The sequence below is a fragment of the Xanthobacter sp. 91 genome, from assembly GCF_000702385.1.
Taxonomy (GTDB): Bacteria; Pseudomonadota; Alphaproteobacteria; order Rhizobiales; family Xanthobacteraceae; genus Xanthobacter; species Xanthobacter aminoxidans.
Genome location: NZ_JNIB01000001.1, coordinates 2605474 through 2625882, shown reverse-complemented (window position 1 = coordinate 2625882; position 20409 = coordinate 2605474). Strand labels below are relative to the sequence as shown.

18 protein-coding genes are annotated in these 20409 nt (G+C 69.0%); 12 read left to right on the top strand and 6 right to left on the bottom strand.

What is annotated here, in order from left to right:
- Positions 1 to 51: 51 nt before the first annotated feature.
- On the bottom strand, positions 52 to 1038 hold the full coding sequence (locus A37E_RS0112400; RefSeq protein ID WP_029556879.1) for an aldo/keto reductase: 987 nt from the start codon (positions 1036 to 1038) through the stop codon (positions 52 to 54).
- Positions 1039 to 1125: 87 nt separating this feature from the next.
- On the opposite strand from A37E_RS0112400, the gene A37E_RS0112395 reads away from it, so the two are divergent.
- The 5 genes from A37E_RS0112395 (at position 1126) to A37E_RS0112375 (ending at position 6312) form a co-directional block, all read left to right on the top strand.
- Positions 1126 to 1785, top strand: coding sequence for a TetR/AcrR family transcriptional regulator (locus A37E_RS0112395; RefSeq protein ID WP_051678977.1), 660 nt, complete (start codon positions 1126 to 1128; stop codon positions 1783 to 1785).
- Between the two features lie 114 nt (positions 1786 to 1899).
- Entirely contained in the window at positions 1900 to 2322 is a 423-nt protein-coding gene (gene ndk / locus A37E_RS0112390) for a nucleoside-diphosphate kinase (protein WP_024277270.1), read from the top strand.
- 180 nt (positions 2323 to 2502) lie between these two features.
- A complete protein-coding gene (locus A37E_RS0112385; protein WP_029556877.1) occupies positions 2503 to 3210 on the top strand; it encodes a TerC family protein in 708 nt (235 codons plus the stop codon).
- Between the two features lie 168 nt (positions 3211 to 3378).
- Positions 3379 to 4122: a TerC family protein gene (locus tag A37E_RS0112380; RefSeq protein ID WP_029556876.1), complete on the top strand. Its 744-nt coding sequence runs from the start codon at positions 3379 to 3381 to the stop codon at positions 4120 to 4122.
- Between the two features lie 69 nt (positions 4123 to 4191).
- The gene (locus A37E_RS0112375) at positions 4192 to 6312 is read left to right on the top strand and encodes a molybdopterin oxidoreductase family protein (RefSeq protein WP_051678976.1); all 2121 of its coding nucleotides are present in this window, start codon (positions 4192 to 4194) and stop codon (positions 6310 to 6312) included.
- 246 nt (positions 6313 to 6558) lie between these two features.
- Here A37E_RS0112375 and purN read toward each other — a convergent pair whose 3' ends face one another.
- From purN to A37E_RS0112360, 3 genes are read right to left on the bottom strand one after another with little or no spacing between them, the layout of a single operon-like run.
- Positions 6559 to 7218 carry a phosphoribosylglycinamide formyltransferase gene (gene purN / locus A37E_RS0112370; protein WP_029556874.1) on the bottom strand — a complete coding sequence of 220 codons (660 nt, stop codon included), beginning with the start codon at positions 7216 to 7218 and terminating at the stop codon, positions 6559 to 6561.
- Positions 7215 to 8288, bottom strand: a complete 1074-nt coding sequence (gene purM / locus A37E_RS0112365; protein ID WP_029556873.1) for a phosphoribosylformylglycinamidine cyclo-ligase — start codon at positions 8286 to 8288, stop codon at positions 7215 to 7217. Before purM ends, purN begins: the two co-directional genes overlap by 4 nt.
- Positions 8289 to 8329: 41 nt before the next feature.
- Positions 8330 to 9259: a hydrogen peroxide-inducible genes activator gene (locus A37E_RS0112360; RefSeq protein WP_029556872.1), complete on the bottom strand. Its 930-nt coding sequence runs from the start codon at positions 9257 to 9259 to the stop codon at positions 8330 to 8332.
- A 123-nt stretch (positions 9260 to 9382) separates the two neighbouring features.
- Here A37E_RS0112360 and A37E_RS0112355 point away from each other — a divergent pair, with 123 nt between their 5' ends.
- Positions 9383 to 10888, top strand: coding sequence for a catalase (locus tag A37E_RS0112355; RefSeq protein ID WP_029556871.1), 1506 nt, complete (start codon positions 9383 to 9385; stop codon positions 10886 to 10888).
- A gap of 104 nt (positions 10889 to 10992) precedes the next feature.
- Here the strand turns inward: A37E_RS0112355 and aqpZ are convergent, their stop codons facing one another.
- Positions 10993 to 11682, bottom strand: coding sequence for an aquaporin Z (gene aqpZ, locus A37E_RS0112350; RefSeq protein WP_029556870.1), 690 nt, complete (start codon positions 11680 to 11682; stop codon positions 10993 to 10995).
- Between the two features lie 419 nt (positions 11683 to 12101).
- On the opposite strand from aqpZ, the gene A37E_RS0112345 reads away from it, so the two are divergent.
- Both A37E_RS0112345 and A37E_RS0112340 read left to right on the top strand, forming a co-directional pair.
- The gene (locus A37E_RS0112345; protein WP_029556869.1) at positions 12102 to 12383 is read left to right on the top strand and encodes a hypothetical protein; all 282 of its coding nucleotides are present in this window, start codon (positions 12102 to 12104) and stop codon (positions 12381 to 12383) included.
- Positions 12384 to 12505: 122 nt separating this feature from the next.
- The gene (locus A37E_RS0112340; protein WP_029556868.1) at positions 12506 to 15070 is read left to right on the top strand and encodes a hypothetical protein; all 2565 of its coding nucleotides are present in this window, start codon (positions 12506 to 12508) and stop codon (positions 15068 to 15070) included.
- A gap of 71 nt (positions 15071 to 15141) precedes the next feature.
- Here A37E_RS0112340 and mdoH read toward each other — a convergent pair whose 3' ends face one another.
- The gene (gene mdoH / locus A37E_RS0112335) at positions 15142 to 16974 is read right to left on the bottom strand and encodes a glucans biosynthesis glucosyltransferase MdoH (protein WP_029556867.1); all 1833 of its coding nucleotides are present in this window, start codon (positions 16972 to 16974) and stop codon (positions 15142 to 15144) included.
- 65 nt (positions 16975 to 17039) lie between these two features.
- Between mdoH and A37E_RS0112330 the strand changes: the two genes are divergently transcribed.
- Genes A37E_RS0112330 through A37E_RS0112315 form a run of 4 tightly spaced genes read left to right on the top strand, consistent with a single transcriptional unit; the run spans position 17040 to position 20409 of the window.
- On the top strand, positions 17040 to 18050 hold the full coding sequence (locus A37E_RS0112330; RefSeq protein ID WP_029556866.1) for a zinc-binding alcohol dehydrogenase: 1011 nt from the start codon (positions 17040 to 17042) through the stop codon (positions 18048 to 18050).
- A gap of 30 nt (positions 18051 to 18080) precedes the next feature.
- Complete coding sequence (locus tag A37E_RS0112325) at positions 18081 to 18491, top strand: 6-carboxytetrahydropterin synthase (RefSeq protein WP_024277257.1); 411 nt, start codon at positions 18081 to 18083, stop codon at positions 18489 to 18491.
- Positions 18488 to 19546: a glycosyltransferase family 4 protein gene (locus tag A37E_RS0112320; protein WP_245279322.1), complete on the top strand. Its 1059-nt coding sequence runs from the start codon at positions 18488 to 18490 to the stop codon at positions 19544 to 19546. The genes A37E_RS0112325 and A37E_RS0112320 overlap by 4 nt, the downstream gene beginning before the upstream one ends.
- Positions 19543 to 20409, top strand: a complete 867-nt coding sequence (locus A37E_RS0112315; RefSeq protein WP_029556864.1) for a hypothetical protein — start codon at positions 19543 to 19545, stop codon at positions 20407 to 20409. The genes A37E_RS0112320 and A37E_RS0112315 overlap by 4 nt, the downstream gene beginning before the upstream one ends.

Genomic DNA, 20409 nt, shown 5'->3' with positions numbered 1-20409 from the left:
GCGAACAGGTCGCGGGCCTTCAGAAATCGCGGGCGGATCAGACGTCCGGCGTCAGAGATTCAGCATCGCCATGGCGGCCTCGGGATAGCGGGTGCCGGCCACGGCCTCGGGTGCGAAGAGCGCGTCGAGGGTGGCGACCTCCTCCGGCGAGAGGCGGATGCGGGTCGCAGCCACGTTCTCCTCCAGATACTTCTGCCGCCGCGTCCCGGGGATCGGGATCACGTTGTCCTGCTTGTTGAGGATCCAGGCCAAAGCGATCTGCGCACTGGTCGCCCCCTTCCCTGCGGCGAAGTCCTTGAGCGCCTCCACCAGCGTGAGGTTGGCCTTGAGCGCATCGCCGCTGAAGCGGGGATTGGCGCGGCGGAAATCGTCGGCGGCGAGCGTGTCGGGGCTCGTCACCGCACCGGTCAGGAAGGAGCGGCCGAGCGGGGAATAGGCGACGAAGGCGACGCCAAGCTCGCGGCAGGCCGCCAGCATGTCCTCTTCGGGATCACGGCTCCACAGGGAGTATTCGATCTGCACCGCGGAGATGGGATGCACCGCGTGTGCCTTGCGCAGCGTCGCCACCGAGCATTCGGAGAGGCCGAGGAAGCGCACCTTGCCGGCCTCCACCAGCCCCTTCATGGCGCCCACCGTCTCCTCGATGGGTGTCTTGGGGTCCACGCGATGCTGGTAATAGAGGTCGATGGTGTCGATGCCGAGCCGTTCGAGGCTGGCGTCGCAGGCGGAGCGCACATAGTCCGGCGTGCCGGAGACGCCGAGGCGCTCGCCATTGGGGCCGCGCACATTGCCGAACTTGGTGGCGAGGATGATCCTGTCGCGCCGCCCTTTCAGGAAGCGGCCGAGCAGGCGCTCGTTGTGGCCGACGCCGTACATGTCGGCCGTGTCGAAGAAATTTATGCCGAGGTCGAGAGCGGCTGCTAGGGTCGCGAGCGACTGTTCGTCGTCGCTCGGCCCATAGAATTCAGACATGCCCATGCAGCCGAGACCGATGGCGGACACGGACAGACCCGAGCGACCGAGGGAGCGATGGTCCATGGGGGACCTCATATGAAGGGGAAAGAAGGGTACAGCCAGGCGGACCCGCGCTGGCCATGAATGTAAACTACACCGTATAGTGTACTTATGTCAAGCGACAGTCCCTCCCCTCCGCCCGTGCCGGGCGCCGCGACCGATTTCGCACCGGCTGACGCCCGCACGGGGCGCGACCGCCGCACCACCGTGCCGCGCATCCGCGCCGCCGCGCGCCGGCTGTTTCTGGAGCGCGGCTATGAGGGCACCTCCATGGACGCCGTCGCAGCGGCCGCCCCCGTTTCCAAGCGCACGCTCTACCAGCACTTTCCCGGCAAGGCCGAGCTGTTTGCCGCGGTCATCGACGACGCCTGGTCCCACTTCACCCGCGCGCCCATGCTGCCCGGCGACACCGCCGGCGATCCCCGAGCGGTATTGCGCGCGTATGTGGGGCGCCTCACCGAGCATTGGGAGCGGCCGGACGTCGTGCCGCTGCTGCGGCTGGTGATCGCCGAGGCGCCGCGCTTTCCCGAACTGTCGCAAGCCTATTTCGCCGTGGGCAAGGAGCCGGCGCTGAAGGGCCTCGGCGCCTATTTCGCCACCCTCGCCGGGGAAGGCCGCCTCGCCACCAGCGATCCGCAGCTGGCGGCGGCGCAATTCCTGGGGGCCATCAAGGAGCCGTTGTTCTGGCCGCGGGTGCTCGGCGTGCCGGTGGCGTTCGATGCCTCCGCCGCGGTGGAGCGGGCCATCGACGGGGTGCTGAAGGACCGCTGAGGGCGGGGCATTTCGCCCCTTCCCTTGCCCCTTGGGCGCCCCCCTGCTAAGAGCCGCGCCATCCGCGGGATGCTCGCGGCATTCCTTTTCCATGAACAGACAGGACGGTCCCCCATGGCGATCGAGCGCACTTTCTCGATCATCAAGCCCGACGCCACGCGTCGGAACCTCACCGGCGCCATCAATGCCGTCATCGAGAATGCAGGCCTCAAGATCGTGGCCCAGAAGCGCATCCGCATGACGCGCGAGGAGGCCGAGACCTTCTACGCCGTCCACAAGGAGCGCCCCTTCTTCGGCGACCTCGTGGCCTTCATGACCTCCGGCCCGGTGGTGGTGCAGGTTCTCGAAGGCGAGAACGCCGTCGCCAAGTACCGCGAAGTGATGGGCGCCACCAACCCGGCGAACGCCGCCGAGGGCACCATCCGCAAGCTGTTCGCCGAGTCCATCGAGGCGAATTCCGCCCACGGCTCCGACAGCACCGACAATGCGAAGGTGGAGATCGCCCAGTTCTTCTCCGGCAATGAAATCGTCGGCTGAACTGGTATTTGATTAGGATTCCGCGGCGCGCGATCGAATTTGTGCGCCGCGGCGTCCGGTTTTTGTTGAGCGTTCCCTTCCGGCAGAATAACGTAGCGTCAAAATCCAAAATACGGCGCACCAGACGCAGAATACAATCTGGCGGTGACGCTGACGCTCTAATGGCCCGGGGTAGGGATCATGTCGCTCGATTCACCAGTGCTCTGGCTGGCACTGCTGCAGATCATATGGATCAACGTCCTGTTGTCCGGCGACAACGCGGTGGTGATCGCCCTCGCCTGCCGCTCATTGCCGGAGAAGGTGCGCCGTACGGGCATCATCCTCGGTGCTGGCGTGGCCGTCGGCCTGCGCATCATCTTCACCGGCATCGTCGCGACACTTCTGGCCCTGCCGTGGCTGAAGCTCGTGGGCTCCCTCGCCCTCATGTGGATCGCGGTGGATCTCGCCAGTCCTGACGAAGGCGGCGAAGAGGCCATTCAATCCAGCGACAACCTCTGGAAGGCCGTGGGCACGGTGGCGGTGGCCGACATCGTCATGAGCCTCGACAACGTGGTGGCCGTGGCCGCCATCGCCGACGGCAACTGGTTCCTGCTGGTCTTCGGCCTCGCCATCTCCATTCCGCTCATCATCGCCGGCTCCTCGCTGGTGATGGCCCTCATCAACCGCTTCCCGCTGCTGGTCTGGGCCGGCGCGGCGCTGCTCGGCTGGGTCGCCGGCGACATGCTGCTCGGCGATGTGGCCATCATCGAGCGCCTGGGCGAAGAGACCACCCATCACCTCCACCGCATCGTTTCGGCTGGAGGCGCCGCGCTTGTGGTCGGTCTCGCGCTGGCCCTGCGCTGGTACAAGGGTCGGCGCGCGCACGCCCACGACGACCTCGCAGCCTGAGACGATCGAGACGAAAGGGGCCGCATCCGGCCCCTTTTTTCTGCCCCTTAATTGACGTAACGGAAGTTCTGCTGCGTCATCAACATGACGTAACGTAATAATAACTGCGGCGTGCCCAAACCCGAGGGCCCCGCCCGCATCACCCGCCTGCACCCCATGGAGTGGACGATGGATTTCACCGCGCCGACCTTCTGGGTCGCCCTCCTGCAGATCATCTGGATCGACCTGCTCCTGTCCGGCGACAATGCGGTGGTGATCGCGCTGGCCTGCCGCTCGCTGCCGGCGAAACAGCGCAAATGGGGCATCCTGCTCGGGGCTGGCGCGGCGGTTGGCCTGCGCATCCTGTTCGCGCTGGCGGTGTCCTACTTGCTCGGCGTGCCGTTCCTGAAGGTGGTGGGCGGCCTCCTGCTGTTCTGGATCGCCATCAAGCTCGTCACCGACAATGGCGGCGATGCCCACGAGGTGGCCGCTTCGGACAGCCTGTGGAAGGCGGTGCGCACCATCGCCATCGCCGACGCGGTCATGAGCCTCGACAATGTGGTGGCCATCGCCGCCGCCGCACGCGGGCACTGGGAATTGTTCGTGTTCGGCCTGCTGCTGACCATTCCGCTCATCGTCTTCGGCTCCCAGCTGCTTCTCTCGCTGCTCACGCGCTTCCCCATCCTCATCTGGGCCGGCGCGGCGCTGCTCGGCTGGATCGCGGGGGAGATGCTGGTGGGCGACGTGATGGCGCTCAGCTACCTGCAGCACATCAACCCGGCGCTGGTGAAGGTGGCGGAGAACGGGCTCCACCCGGCCGCCCTGCCCCACTACGTGGCCAGCACCATCGGAGCCCTCTTCGTGCTGGGGCTCGGCTACGTCCTGCGCAACCGGGAGCGTGAGCGCGCCGCCGAGGCCGGGCACGGCGCCTGAGCCTCTCCTAACGTAAGACCTGAAAAGGGGGGCGACGGAACGCGTCGCCCCCTTTATTGTCTCGGGGCCATGAACGTCCATGCCCCGACCGTTTCGCATGCCGCCCACAGCCCGGTTGCGACCCACCCGTCCGTCTGTCCCCATGACTGCCCGTCCGTCTGCGCCCTGAAGGTGGACGTGATGGCCGACGGCCGCATTGGCCGGGTGCATGGCTCCAAGGACCAGCGCTATACCGCCGGCGTCATCTGCGCGAAGGTCGCCCGCTACGCCGAGCGGGCGAACCATCCGGACCGGCTGACCCATCCCCTGCTGCGCACCGGCCCCAAGGGCTCCGGCCAGTTCACCCGCATTTCGTGGGACGAGGCGCTGGACCGGGTGGCCGAAGGCCTGCTGAAGGCCGAGCGCGAGCACGGGGCGGAGTCCGTCTGGCCGTACTATTACGCTGGCACCATGGGCCTCGTGATGCGCGACGGCATCAACCGGTTGACCCATGTGAAGCGCTATTCGCGCTTCTTCGCGTCCATCTGCGTCAATCCCGCCTGGAGCGGCTACATGGCCGGCGCCGGTCAGATCTCCGGCGTGGACCCGAGCGAGATGGCCTCTTCCGGCCTCATCACCCTGTGGGGCACCAATGCGGTGTCCACGCAGGTCAACGTGATGACCCACGCCATCCACGCCCGGAAGAAGCACGGCGCCAAGATCGCGGTGGTGGATGTCTATCGCACCCCCACCATGGAGCAGGCGGACATCCCCCTCCTCATCCGCCCCGGCACCGATGGCGCGCTGGCCTGCGCGGTGATGCACGTGCTGTTCCGCGACGGCCTCGCGGATCGTGCCTATATGGACGCCTACGCCCGCGACGCCGCCGCGCTGGAGGCGCATCTCGCCACCCGCACGCCCGAATGGGCCTCCGCGCTCTGCGGCCTGCCGGTGGACGAGATCGAGGCCTATGCGCGGCTCGTGGGCACGACGCCGGCCTCCTATTTCCGCATCGGCTATGGCTTCTCCCGCAGCCGCAACGGCGCGGTGAACATGCACTCCGTGGCGTCCATCCCGGTGGTGGCCGGAAGCTGGCAGCATCTGGGCGGCGGCGCGCTGCACTCCATGTCCGGCACCTATGGCTGGCGCAAGAAGATGATCGAGGGGCTGGACCGACTCGATCCCACCGTGCGCGCCCTCGACCAGTCCCGCATCGGCCCCATCCTGATGGGCGAGGAAGATGCGCTGGCGGGCGGCGGCAAGGTGGCGGCGCTGTTCATCCAGAACACCAATCCGGTCGCCGTCGCCCCCGAGCAGGAGAAGGTGAAGCGCGGCTTCGCGCGGGACGACCTGTTCGTCGCGGTCCACGAGCAGTTCATGACCGACACGGCGAAGATGGCCGACATCGTGCTGCCCGCCACCATGTTCACCGAGCATGACGACATCTATGGCGCGGGCGGGCATCCCCACATCCAGATCGGCACCAAGATCGTCGAGCCGCCGGGTGAATGCCGAACCAACCATGACGTGATCTGCGCCCTGGCCTCACGCCTCGGCGCCGAGCACCCCGGCTTCACCATGACCGCCCGCGAGCTGATCGACTGGACCCTGCGCGAGAGCGGTCGTGGCCCGGTAGAAGCGCTGGAAGACGCCCGCTTCATGGACGTGGGCCAAGACTTCCGCGCCGCCCATTTCCTCGACGGCTTCGCCCACCGCGACAAGCGCTTCCACCTGGCGGTGGACTGGGCGAACCTCGCATTCCCCGCGCCCGGCAAGTTCGGCCCGGTGGCGGACATGCCGGCTTTGCCCGACCATTGGGCGGTGATCGAGGAGGCGGATGCAGACCATCCCTTCCGGCTCGTCACCGCGCCGGCCCGCAACTTCCTCAACTCCTCCTTCACCGAGACCCCCACCTCGCAGGAGAAGGAGGGCGCGCCCTCTTTGCTGGTCCATCCCGAGGACGCAGCGGCGCTGGGTGTGGCCGAGGACGATCTCGTGGCAGTGGAGAACCCGCGCGGGCGGGTGGAACTGCGCGTCCGCCTGTTCGACGGGCTGCGGCGCGGGGTCGTCGTCTCCGAGCAGATCCAGCCGGCCGGCGCCCATCGCGGCGGGCACGGCATCAACACGCTGACAGGCGCCGACCCGGTGGCGCCGGTGGGCGGCGCGGCGTTTCATGACAACAAGGTGCGGGTGGTGAAGGTCGGGGCGTGAGACTCTCACGCCCGGCCGACTGCAACGAAACGCCAGCGCCGTGGAGCGAGAACAGGCACGAGGTCAGTTCCCCGGACAAGCGACGGCGCAGCCGGAGCTGCTGATCCGGGGGCTAGCGCAACACTCCCGCGCAGCGGGGCAATGCCTGGGTATCGCACATCAGGAAGCGCCTGCGGCGGTCTTTTGCGCTGGGCTCCGGCTCGCATTCCGCTGACGCTCCATGCGTCCGGAGCACGAGGGCTGCCCTCACACCCCCGGCGAAACCAGCGGCGGCAGCCCGCCTTTGGCGCCGGTGATCTCCACCCGCTCGTCGGCGACCTTCAGCCGGCCGGCGGCCAGAAGCTCCAGCCCCTTGGGATAGATCACGTGCTCCTGCGCCAGCACGCGGGCGGCGAGGACGTCCGGCGTGTCGTCGGCTTCCACCGGCACGGCGGCCTGGAGAATGATCGGCCCCTCATCCATCTCGGCGCGCACGAAATGGACGGTGCAGCCGTGGAACCGCACCCCCGCCTCCAGCGCCCGCTCATGGGTGTGCAGGCCCTTGAAGCTCGGCAAGAGCGAGGGGTGGACGTTGATCATCCGGTTGCGCCAGCGCTCCACCAGCCAGGGCGTGAGCAGGCGCATGAAGCCGGCGAGGCAGACGATCTCGATGCCCTCTGCCTTCAGATAGGCGTCAAGGGCGGCGTCGAAGGCGAGGCGGTCGGAATAGCCCTTGTGCGACAGCACGAGGGTCGGCACGCCGTGCTCCTTGGCGAAGTCGAGGCCGGCGGCGTCCTCGCGGTTGGAAAGGACCAGCGCGATCTCGGCCGGAAAATCCGGCGCCTCGGCGGCCGTCACCAAAGCCGCCATGTTGGAGCCGCGACCGGAGATGAGGATCGCGGTGCGTTTCGGCGCCGCCTCGCTCATGACGCGAACCCGAAGTCGGCGGCCCCGTCGTAGACCACATGGGCCGCGCCGGCGCCGGGCTCGATGACGCCGAGGCGGATCACCGTCTCGCCCGCGGCGGCGAAGGCGTCGGCCACCTCTTCCTCGCGCTCCACCGGCACCACCACGGCCATGCCGACGCCGCAGTTGAAGGCGCGCAGCATCTCTTCCGGCGCCACCGCGCCGACGCTGGCCAGCCAGCGGAAGACCGGAGGAACGATGAGGTTGGAAAGGTCGATGCGGGCGATGGTCCCGGCCGGCAGCACGCGCGGCAGGTTCTCGGTGATGCCGCCGCCGGTGACATGGGCGAGGGCCTTCACCGCGCCGGTCGCGCGGATGACGGAGAGCACGCTCTTCACATAGAGCCGGGTCGGCGTGAGGAGCGCGGTGCCGAGGTTCTGACCCTTGTGGAAGGGGGCCTCGTCGGTCCACGCGAGGCCGGAACGCTCGACGATGCGGCGCACCAGCGAATAGCCGTTGGAATGCACGCCGTCCGAGGCGAGGCCGAGGATCACGTCGCCCGGCCCCACATCCTTGCGCGGCAGCAGCTCGGTGCGCTCGACGGCACCGAGGGAGAAGCCGGCGAGGTCATAGTCGCCGTCGCGGTACATGCCCGGCATCTCGGCCGTCTCGCCGCCGATGAGGGCGCAGCCGGCTGCCTTGCATGCCCGCGCGATGCCCGCGACGATATGGGCGCCCACATCCGGCGCGAGGCGGCCGGTGGCGAAATAATCGAGGAACAGCAGCGGCTCGGCGCCCTGCACCACGAGATCGTTAACGCACATGGCCACGAGGTCGATGCCGATGGTGTCGTGCACGCCGGTATCGATGGCGATCTTGAGCTTGGTGCCCACGCCGTCGGTGGTGGCGATGAGGAGGGGATCGGCGAATCCCGCCGCCTTCAGGTCGAACACGCCGCCGAAGCCGCCGATGTCCGCGTCGGCGCCCGGCCGGGCGGTGGCCTTCACCAGCGGCTTGATGAGATCGACGAGCCGGTTGCCCGCATCGATGTCCACGCCCGCGTCGCGGTAGGAAAGTCCGTCCTGAGCCATAGGATCCCCGTCTTTGCGCGGGGCTTAGCCGCGAACGCGGGTCAAAGCAAGGCAGAGCGCCGGTCTTCGCCGTCTTGCACAGCCGGGCGGCAGGCCCGGACCATGGCGGCGACCTGCTCCACGTCGTCCCGGAACGGCAAAGTGCGCCGCCAGACGAGGCCGATGGTGCGCGACGGAGCGGGATCGGGAAAGCGCAGCAGCCGCACGCGCGGGATGCGCCCGCCCTCGGATGCAACGAACATCTGCGGCAGCAGCGTCACGCCCTGCCCGTTGGCGACCAGCTGGGCCAGCGTGGACAGGCTGGAGGCGCCGAAGCGCCGCAGCTGGCGCGCATCCACCTTGCGGCAGACGTTGAGCGCCTGGTCGCGGAAGCAGTGGCCGTCCTCCAGCAGCAGGAGGTCGGCGGCGAGGATGTCCTCGGCGGCGGCGGTCTCGCCCGGAAAATCCGCCGAGCTTTCGGGAACGGCGAGCAGGAACGGGTCCTCGAACAGCGCCTTGGTCTCCAGCGCCGGGTGCTCCACCGGCAGGGAAAGGATGACGAGGTCGAGGTCGCCATGGGCGAGGTCGTTCACCAATTGCTCGGTCTGGCTCTCCCGGAGCGCGATCTCGACGCCCGGCCAGCGCCCCGCCATCTCCGGCAACAGGCGCGGTAGGAGATAGGGCGCGATGGACGGGATGACGCCGAGCCGCATCCGCCCTTCCAGCAGGCGCCCGCGATCGCGGATGGTGCGCTCCATGTCGGCAAGGGCCGCGAGCACGCCGCGGGCGCGGGAGGCCGCCTCCTCGCCCACCGGCGTCAGCCGCACACCGCTGCGCCCCCGCTCGACAAGGCGCACGCCGAGCGCCTCCTCCATCTCGCGAATCTGCATGGAGAGGGCCGGCTGGGTGACGGCGCATTCCTCCGCCGCACGGCCGAAATGGCGGTGGCGGGCGAGGGCATCGAAGTAGCGGAGCTGACGGGTGGAGAGCACGTGATAAGATTACCTTATCGAAAACTCAATGCAATCTGATTTGTGCTTATTCCAACTCACGGCCATCCTGCGCCCCGGATGACCCGCAGCCGTCACGGCGCGAATCCAAGCAGGGAGCCCTTCATGACGCGACCCACCCTCACCACCACCGCCGGCAATCCCATCGCCGACAACCAGAATTCGCTCACCGCCGGTCCGCACGGTCCGGTGCTGATGCAGGACTACCAGCTCCTGGAGAAGCTCGCCCACCAGAACCGCGAGCGCATTCCCGAGCGCGTGGTGCACGCCAAGGGCTGGGGCGCCCACGGCACGTTGACCATCACCGGCGACATCTCGAAATACACCAAGGCGAAGGCCCTCCAGCCCGGCGCGCAGACGCCGATGATCGCCCGCTTCTCCACGGTGGCCGGCGAACTCGGCGCGGCGGATGCCGAGCGCGACGTGCGCGGCTTCGCGCTTAAGTTCTACACGCCCGAGGGCAACTGGGACCTCGTGGGGAACAACACACCGGTCTTCTTCGTCCGCGACGCCTACAAGTTCCCGGACTTCATCCACACCCAGAAGCGCCACCCCAAGACCAATCTGCGCTCGCCCACCGCCATGTGGGACTTCTGGTCCCTCTCCCCGGAGAGCCTGCACCAGGTGACGATCCTGTTCTCCGACCGCGGCCTGCCCGTGGGCGTCAGGAACATGAACGGCTACGGCTCGCACACCTATTCCTTCATCAACGAGGCGGGCGAGCGCTTCTGGGTGAAGTTCCACTTCAAGACCCTGCAGGGCCACAAGCACTGGACCAATGGCGAGGCCACCGAGGTGGTCGGCCGCACCCGCGAATCCACGCAGGAGGACCTGTTCACCGCCATCGAGCGCGGCGAATTCCCCAAGTGGAAAGTGCAGGTGCAGGTGATGCCGGAGCTGGATGCGGAGAAGACCTCCTACAATCCGTTCGACCTCACCAAGGTGTGGCCGCACGGCGAGTATCCGCCCATCGACATCGGCGTCATGGAGCTGAATCGCAATCCGGAGAACTATTTCAACGAGATCGAGCAGGCGGCCTTCTCGCCGTCCAACATCGTGCCCGGCATCTCCTTCTCGCCGGACAAGATGCTGCAGGCCCGCATCTTCTCCTATGCGGATGCCCACCGTTATCGCCTGGGCACGCATTACGAGCACCTGCCGGTGAACGCCGCCAAGTGCCCGGTGCACCACTACCACAAGGACGGCGCCATGCGGTTCTTCCCGCAGATGACCGGGAATACCGACGCCTATTACGAGCCCAACTCGTTCAACGGCGCCGCCGAGGACGCCAAATATGCCGAGCCGCCGCTGAAGATCTCGGGCGATGCCGAGCGCTACAGCCACCGCATCGGCAATGACGACTTCTCCCAGCCGCGCGCCCTGTTCGAGCTGTTCGACGCCGGCCAGCGCCAGCGGCTCTTCAGCAACCTCGCGGCGGCCATGTACGGCATTCCGCAGGAGATCGCCGACCGGCAGATCGCCCTCTTCACCAAGGTCCACCCGGAGTACGGGGCGGGCGTGAAGGCGGCGCTGGAGCACGAGACCCGGACCAAGGCGGCGGAGACGGCGCAGCAGCAGAAGAACCCGGCGGGCCCTGTCGCCGCCGAGTGACGTGATCCCGGAGCGGGGGTTTGCCGGGAGCCCCGACCCGGCAAACGGAAAGGGGGCGCGCCTTGCCGGCGCGCCCCCTTTTTATGCGTCCTGCCGACGGAGCCTCAGTCCTCGAGCACCTTCAGCTTGAACAGAAGGCCGGCGAGATAGGCGCCCACCAGCGGCACCACGATGAACAGCCAGAGCTGCGAGATGGCCTTGCCGCCCGCGAACAGGGCCGGGCCGATGGAGCGGGCGGGGTTCACCGACACGCCGGTGACGGGGATGAAGACGATGTGGATCATCACCAACGACAGGCCGATGGCGAGACCCGCCGCCTGGGTGATGCCGGCCTTGGAGGTGGAGCCGAGGATCACCACCAGGAACACGAAGGTGCCCACCAGTTCGGCGAGGATCGCGGCGCCGAGGCCGTAGCCGCCGATATAGCCCTCACCCCAGCCGTTCTGGCCGAGACCCGCGGTCTTCACATCGAAGCCGGCCAGCTTGCCGGAAGCGATCATGAACAGGATGGCGGCGCCGGCGATGCCGCCCAGGATCTGGGCGATCCAGTATTTCGGCACTTCGGAGGTGGGGATGCGGCCGGCGGCCCAGACGCCGATGGTGACGGCGGGATTGATGTGGCAGCCGGATACATGGCCGATGCCGTAGGCCATGGAGGTCACGGCAAGGCCGAAGGCGAAGGCGATGGCGAGCATCCCGATGGGCGCGGAGCCGTAGCCGGTGAGCACGGCGGAGCCGCAGCCGAAAAGGACGAGTACCGCGGTTCCGATGAACTCGGCGACGTATTTGTTCATTGCCCAGTCTCCCCCCGCGCGCCTCCGCCCGTCGCGACCGGGCAGTTGGCACGCATCCAGCACAGGTTCAGGGGCCGAATTCACCGCCAAGGCCGATCGAAACCGGGCGGATCCGGCTCCCCCGCGGCGCATTGAAGGCGCGCCGCAGCCCAAGCGAACTCCGGCTAACGGCAGAGATCAAGACTGGAATTTCAAATCGGAGCCGCTCCCGCCCACCTTTTTGACGTGCGGCGACGCAGCATCGCGTGCCGCGCTCGCGAAAAGATGAACAGAAGGTAAAGGCCCGTGTCGGCACGGGTTCAGCCCCGGCGTCGTACAAGCAGGATGAAAACATCCTCCATTGAGGGGACGACCTGCCTCGGTCCGGCGTTCTAAGCCGGCCACGCGACGTCGAACAAAGAGCTGCCCCGGACCCTGCCATGAAGACCTCATCCCTGATCGCGGCTGCCGCCACCACCTTCATCGCCATCGCTGCCTGGGGTGGCGGCGACCTCGTGCGTGCCTTCCCCGGCGATGCCGCTCCCGCCATGGCGAAGGCGGACCAGCCCGTGGCACGCAACGTCGCCTACCAGTGGCGCGACTATTGGGATCGCGGCGGGGCAGACGCTACGACGCGGGCCTGCCCGGCGCGCAAGGCCATCAGCCTGTCGTGGCAGGGACCGCGCCTCTCCTGGCAGCGCAGCTGCGCCCGGGCTGGCTGAGCTTCATGCCTCACGCGCCACGGCCCCGCGTCGCAACCCGAAGGTGCCGCGCGGCCACGCTGACGTTCGACTGCGAACATGGTAGGTGTGCGCGCCCCGGTGTTTCGGGAGGGAGGGAGTTCATGAAGCGACTTTGGAGCGGCGCCTCAGCCGCCGCGCTGGTTGCAGCGGCGATGCTGTGGACCGCGACGGCCGACGCCCAGCAACCCCAGTCGACACCTCAGGCGCAGGCCCAGCCCGGAGCCACGCCCTCCGCGCCGCCTACCTGGCCGCGCGTCTATGACCTGCCCGACAATCAGGTCCTCCAGCTCTATCAGCCGCAGATCGACGTGTGGACCGGCGACACCATGTCCGGCCGCGCCGCCGTCGCCATCGGCGTCAAGACGGGGACGCCCACCTACGGCATGGTGAAGTTCACCACCCGCGTCGCCATCGACAAGCCGGCCGGCCTCGTCCATTTCGCCACCTTCACCATCGATGGCGTGCAGGTACCCACCGAGCCGGCCAAGGCGGGGGAAATCCGCTCGGCGCTCCAGACCCGCCTGCCGCCCGACGGCATGACCGTGCCGCTCGACCAGCTCCAGGCGAGCTATGCGGTGAACCAGGAACTGGCCAAGGTCCAGACCCAGCCGGTGGACAACACCCCGCCGCAGATCCTGTTCGCCACCACGACCACGATCCTCGTTCCGGTCGCCGGCGAGCCGGTGCTGCGCCCGATCAAGAGCGTCAGCGGCTTCCAGCGGGTCGTCAACACCCGCCCGCTGCTGCTGAAGGACGATGCCGGCACCTATCATCTGGAAGCCGCCGGCCACTGGTATGAGACGCCGAACCTCGGCGGCACGTGGATCGTCACCCCCCAGGTCTCCGATGCCCTCGCCTCCGCCGGCAAGGCCGCCATCGCCGAGACCCCGGCCGATCCGCTGCTCAACAACGACAAGAAGCCCATCAACCCGGCCCCGGCCATCATCGCCGTCACCAAGCCGTCCGAGCTGATCCAGACCGACGGCCAGCCGCAGATGCTCCCGGTCGCGGGCACCAACCTGCTCACCATGAACAATGCCGACCATGCGGTGTTCATGGAGACCACCTCCAATTCCTATTTCGTCCTGATCTCGGGCCGCTGGTTCAAGGCGCCCGACCTCAAGGGGCCGTGGGCCTTCGTCGCCAGCAACGCGTTGCCCAAGGACTTCTCGAAAATCTCGCCGAACGATCCGAAGGCCAACGTGCTGGTCTCGGTCGCGGGCACGCCGCAGGCGAAGGAAGCGGCCATCGCCGCCACCATCCCGCAGACGGCAACCGTGAAGCGCAGCGTGGAGCTGAAGGTCGCCTATGAGGGCGCGCCGAAGTTCGAGCCCATCAGCGGCACGGCACTCGCCTATGCGGTGAACACCGCAACGCCGGTGATCCGCCTCGCCCCCGACCGCTTCTATGCGGTCAACAACGGCGCCTGGTTCGTGGCCGTCGATCCCGCCGGCCCCTGGCGGGTCGCCGACGTGGTGCCGGACGTGATCTACACCATCCCGGTGTCCTCGCCGATGCACTACGTCACCTACGTCCGCATCTACGGCTCGACGCCGGACGCGGTGGTGGTGGGCTATACCCCCGGCTACATGGGCGTCGTGGTCGCGCCCGGCGGCACGGTGGTCTACGGCACCGGCTACAATTGCGTCGGCTATGTGGGCTTTGCCGACTGGTATTCCTGCCCGGTCACCTACGGCGTCGGCGCCGGCTTCGCGCTGGGCCTCGACACCGGCTTCGCCTTCGGCTTCGCCGCCGGCTGGGGCTGGGGCGCTGCGGTCTACCCCTATTGGGGTCCCTACTGGCATCCCTATGGCCCCTATGGACCTTATGGACCCTACGGCCCGTGGGGCGGCCACTGGGGCTACACCAACCTGAACCAGACCAACCTCTATGGCCGCTGGGGCGGCGCCGCGACCGTCAACCACGCCTGGGGCACCACCTGGAACGGCACCGACTGGTCGGGCCGCGACTGGCACGGCACCACGGCCAACGGCACCAACTTCGCCGGTCGCTCGGCCGCCGCGTTCAATCCCTATTCCGGCAATTATGCCGCCGGCCGGGAGAACGCCCGCTACAACCCCACCACCGGCGCCCGCGGCGAAAGCCGCGCCGGGGTGGAAGGCAACGCCTATACCGGCAATGCCGCCGCCGGGCGTGAGTCCGCCGGCGCCAACCCCACCACCGGCACCTATCACGCCTCCCAGACCGGCGTGACCGACAACCACGGCAACGTGAACGTCAACAGCCGCGGCGTCGCCGGCAATGCCAAGACCGGTAACGCGGTGGCCTGGGACAACGGCCATGTGGCGGTGGACCACGACGGCAACGTCTACCAGCACAACGACAACGGCAGCTGGAGCCAGCACACCACCTCCGGCTGGCAGAACACCACCCGCGACACCTCCAGCCTCGATCACGAGGAGCAGGCCCGCTCCTGGGGCAACCAGCGGGTGTCGAGCTATGGCGGCGACGGCTTCGGCGGCGACGCCTATGGCCGTGGCGACAGCTTCGGCTCCGGCGGCTTCGACCGCGACTTCGGCGGCTTCGGCGGCGGCGATCGCTTCGGCGGCGGCGGCAGCTGGGGCGGTGGAGACCACTTTGGCGGAGGCTTCGGCGGTGGTCGTGGCTTCGGCGGCGGGTTTGGCGGCGGCTTCGGCCGGCGCTGATCGCACCCTATCGCACGGAACAGGAAAGGCCGGGCTCGCGCCCGGCCTTTTCGTTTCTGCACCGTCTCAGATCAGGCCGCCCGGCGGGCCTCGAAGCTCTCGCCCGCGAGCAGGCGCTGCACCCGGCTCGGGCGGAACTCCTCCGGCACAGCGCACAGGCCGAGGCGCACGCACAGCCGGCCGAGACGCGGATCGGCGGTGGCCATGGTGAAGGGAATGGCGAGCACGTAGCCCGCCAGAACCGGCGACGCCCACAGCGCCAGCACCGGCTGCACCGCCAGCAGCGCGGCAAGAACGGCGAGACCGAACACCGTCTGCGGCCAGAACGCCCGGGCCGCATGGGCGAAGTCCACCCCGTGGCCATCGCGCGCCTGCGCGCGCCACGAGGCCCGCACCCGGCCCAGCAGCAGGCGGACCATCTCCAGCGTCACCGCCATGGCGGTGATGGCGCTGAGCAGGAAGGAGAACACCAGCTCCACCGCCACGGACGCCGCAAATCGCAGTGCGCCGCCATAACGGGCGACGCCGCCCGAGGTCAGCAAAACGTCGGCGACGCCGGCGAGCTTGGGCAGGAGCGCCATCGCCATCATGCCGGCGTAGAGCGCCAGAGCGAGCGCGGCGGGATAGGCCGGCCCCGCATCCGCCGCCGCCAGCGGCAGCAGCGCCAGCAGCGCCGGATGGGCCGGCACCGTCACGAACATCAGGATGGCCCAGACGAGCTGGAACCGGCTCATGGGCTGGAGGCTCCTTGCGAAGCCCGGAACGGTCAGCAGGCGCAGATACTGGAGATTGCCGAGGCACCAGCGCAGGTCGCGGCCGACGAAATCGGTGGCGGCCGGCGGGTTCTCCTCATAGCTCTCGCTCTCCACCGGCAGCACCCGCACCTCGTAGCCGGCGCGGCGCATGAGCACCGCTTCCACCTGATCGTGGGAGAGCACCGGTCCGCCGAACGGCGCGCCACCGGGAAGCTCGGGCAGATGGCAGGCGTCGCGGAAGGGGGCGACGCGGATCACTGCATTGTGCCCCCAGAACGGCCCGCAATCCCCCGCCCACCAGCTCGCGCCGAGGGTGTAGCTGCGCATGCCGTGCCGCATGCCGAACTGGAAGATGCGCCCGAACGCGCTCTGCGAGGGGAGCCCCACCACGAGGCTCTGCAGGATGCCGAGGCGCGGATAGGCCGCCATCAAGCGCACCATGGAGAGGATGGTGTCCGCCCCCATCAGGCTGTCGGCATCGAGCGGCAGCATGAAGTCGTAGCGCTCGCCCGCATCCGTGCAGAAGGCGCGGATGTTGCCGGCCTTGAACCCGGCATTGTCGGCGCGGCGGCGGTAGAAGATGCGGGATGGTCCCTCCTGCGCCCGCCACGCCGCCACCAGCGCCTCCTCGGCGGCGGCGATCTCCGGCCGCGAGGTGTCGCTGAGCACATGGAAATCGAAGGCGCCGCCGTGGCCGGTGAGGTCGAGGTCGGCCTTCACCGCCTTCAGCCGCGCCAGCGCCCGCGACGGGTCCTCATTGCGCACGGTGAGGAGGATGGCGGTGCGTGCGGTGATCTGCCCCTCGGGCAGAGGCGGGGCCAGAAACGGCGCGGCCGCCTCCACGCCCCGGCGCCGCCCGTGCAGCAGATAGAGACCCACCGCCGCATTCCAGAAGCCGATGGAATTCCACGGCGTGATGGCGAGCGCGCAGACCAGCAGCAGCCCATCCACCAGCGAGAAGCCGTCATGGGCGCCCAGCGCCACCATGCCCGCGAGGACGAGGGCCACCGTCGCCAGATTTGCGACCAGCATGAACAGACGGCGCCGCCGGAGCGTTGAGAGCGGCTGGATCAGGGCCGGCGTCAGCGTGGCCGACGCGTGTGCGGGTTTTTCCGGAAGCGTGGACAGTGGACCGGACCTTGAAGACATGCATAGCTCCCTGGGTGCCGGCGGCCCGCGGCGACGAAACCCCAAGCGTATACGAGAGCCAAAGCATGGCCGTTCATCCTGCGTCAACTTGCCACGCTTCGGTTTTTGCCCGCGCCCTCTGGTACGTCGCGCCCGGCGTCAGCGAGCTGAGGCCCGGCGTGTTGCCGGCAGTGGACGAGGCGACCGCGCAGGTCCGCACCGAATACAGCGCGATCAGCCGCGGCACCGAGCGGCTGGTGGCCGCCGGGCTCGCCGATCCCGTCCACCGCAAGCGCATGCGCGCACCGTTGCAGGAGGGCGAGTTCCCGTTTCCGGTGAAGTACGGCTATTGCGCCGTCGGCGCGGTGGAAGTGGGGCCGCCCGAACTTCTCGGCCGCCGCGTGTTCTCCCTTGCGCCTCATCAGGAGCGCTTCGTCGCGCTCACCGAGATGCTGGCCCCGGTGCCCGATGCCGTGCCGGCGCGGCGCGCCACCCTCGCCGCCAACATGGAGACGGCCCTCAATGCGGTGTGGGACGGCGGCGCCGGCCCCGGAGACCGCATCGTGGTGGTGGGCGCGGGGCTCGTCGGCCTGCTGGTCGCCTATCTCTGCGGCCGCCTGCCCGGTGCCGAGGTGACGGTGGTGGACACCGATCCCGCCCGCGCGGCGGTGGCCGCGACGTTCGGCGCCGGTTTCCTGCCCGCCGAGCCCGGCCCGACCGATCTTGATGCCGATCTCGTCTTCCACACCTCCGGCTCCTCGGCGGGCCTCAACACCTGCCTCGCCTGCTGCGGCGACGAGGGCCGCGTGATCGAGATGAGCTGGTACGGCGACCGTCCGGTGGATGTGGCGCTGGGCGGCGGCTTCCATCACAAGCGCCTCGCCATCCTCTCCTCGCAGGTGGGCGCGGTCAGCCCCGCCCGCCGCCCGCGCTGGAGCCGTCGCCGCCGCCTGCTCAAGGCGCTGGACCTCCTCGCCGACGACCGGCTCGATGCCCTCATCACCGAGGAGGTCGCCTTCAATGATCTGCCGGCCCGGATGCCGCGTATTCTCGCAGCCGGTTCGGAAGGGATCGCCACCGTCGTCAAATACGGCTGAAGCCGGACCACCGGACAGAAAGGACATTCCATGTACGCGGTAGAGGTGCGGGACCACATCATGATCGCCCATTCCTTCCGGGGCGACCTGTTCGGCCCGGCGCAGGCGCTGCACGGGGCGACCTTCGTGGTGGATGTGGCCTTCTATCGCGAGGACCTCACCGAAGAGGGCGTGGTGGTGGACATCGCCCGCGCCCATGAGGCGCTGAAAGGCGTGCTCGGCCCGCTCAACTACAAGAACCTCGACGAGGTGCCCGCCTTCGCCGGCCGCAACACCACCACCGAGGTGCTGGCCCGCCACGTGTTCGACCACATGGCGGCCGCTGCCCGCTCCGGCGATCTCGGCACCGGGGGCGACGGCATCGTGCGCATCCGGGTGTCGCTGCACGAATCCCACGTCGCCCGCGCCTGGTACGAGGCCGATATCGGCCCCGCCGCGTGAGCACCCCCGTGCGGCCGGCGGTGGCGCTGGTCCATCCCGGCGCCATCGACACCCCCAGCGGCGGCTATGCCTATGACCGGCGCATCCTCGCAGGTCTCAAGGCGCAGGGTTTCGATGCGACGCCACTCTCCCTCGAAGGCGGCTTCCCCTGTCCCACGGCGGACGAGATCGAGGCGGCTCTCGCCGCTCTTGCTGCGACACTTCCCGGCACCGTGCTGCTGGCGGATGGCCTCGCCCTCGGCGCCCTGCCGGGCGAGGGCCTGCGGCAGCTCGGACGGCCCGTGGTGGCGCTGGTGCATCATCCCCTCGCGCTGGAGACCGGCCTCTCGCAGGAGGTCGCGGCCCGCCTGCTGGAAAGCGAGGCCGCCGCGCTTGCCGCCGCCGCCGCCGTCATCGCCGTCAGCCCGGAGACGCGGCGGATGCTGGTGGAGCGCTATGGCGTGCCGCCGGAAAAGATCACCCTCGCCTTGCCCGGCACCGCCCCGGCGGCCCGCGTGCCGGCGGACGGCCAGCCGCCCCGACTCATCGCAGTGGGGTCGCTGACGCCCCGCAAGGGCTATGGCGTGCTGCTCGACGCCCTCGACGGCCTCACGGATCTCGACTGGACGCTGACCATCGTCGGCAGCCCGGATTTCGAGCCGGAGACGGCGCGGGAGATCGCCGCGCGCGCGGCCGGGTTCGGCCCCCGCATCCGCCTCGCCGGCGCGCTCCATGTGACGGCGCTGGACGAGGCCTATGCCGCCGCCGACATCTTCGTCCATCCCTCCTTCTATGAGGGCTACGGCATGGTGCTGGCCGAGGCGCTGCGGCGCGGCTTGCCGGTCATCTGCACCACCGGCGGTGCGGCCGGCGAGACGGTCCCGGACGGGGCCGGCCTGAAGGTGCCGCCCGGCGATGCGGACGCCCTCGCCGCGGCGCTGCGCCCGCTGCTAATCGATCCCGTGCGGCGGCGGGCGATGGCCGATGCCGCCTTCGCCGCCGGCACCGCCCTGCCCGACTGGTCGGACACCGTGGCCGTCATCGGCCGGGTGCTGATGGAGGTCGCCGACCGATGAGCGAATTGGCTCCCGCCCCTGCCGCGACCTTCTCCGCCGGATGGCTCGCCTTGCGGGAGGCCGCCGACCATCGCGCCCGATCGGCGGCGCTGGAGGCGAAGCTCGCCGCCCGGCTGTCGTCCCTGGTAGAGCAACGCATCGTCGATCTCGGCGCCGGTTCCGGCTCCAACCTCCGCGCCCTCGCGCCGAAGCTCGGACCGCGCCAGCACTGGATATTGGTGGACCACGACAACACCCTCGCCGAGGCCGCCCGCACCGCTTTTCGTGCCTTCGCGGACGGCTGGCGGGAGGTCGGCGGAACGTTGGTGCTCGATCTCGCGGGCAAGGAGGTGACGGTGGAATTCGCTTTGCGCGACATCGCCGCCGATCCCGCCGCGCCGCTGGCCTTCCAGCCCCACCTCGTCACCGCCTCGGCCTTCTACGATCTCGTGTCGGCGGACTGGTGCCAACGCTTCGCGGCAGCGTTCGCCGGCACCGGCGTGGTGCTCCATGCGGCGCTGACGTGCGACGGCCGGGATGCGTGGTCGCCACCGCATCCGGCGGACGTGGAAATCGCGGATGCCTTCCGCGCTCATCAGGGCACCGACAAGGGCTTCGGTCGCGCCGCCGGCGCGGATGCGGGCACCATCCTGGGCGAGGCCCTTGGGGCGGCGGGCTATGTCATCGAGACGGCAGACAGCCCGTGGCGGCTCGACGCCGGCGACAGTCAGCTGATCGCCGAGCTTGCGAAAGGCACCGCGCAGGCGGCGGTGGAGAGCGGGCACGTACCGGCTGAGGTCGCAGCCGATTGGCATCAGGCGCGGGCGATGGCGCAGGGCAGCGTCATCGGCCATGTGGACCTGCTGGCCCTGCCCCGCGACTAG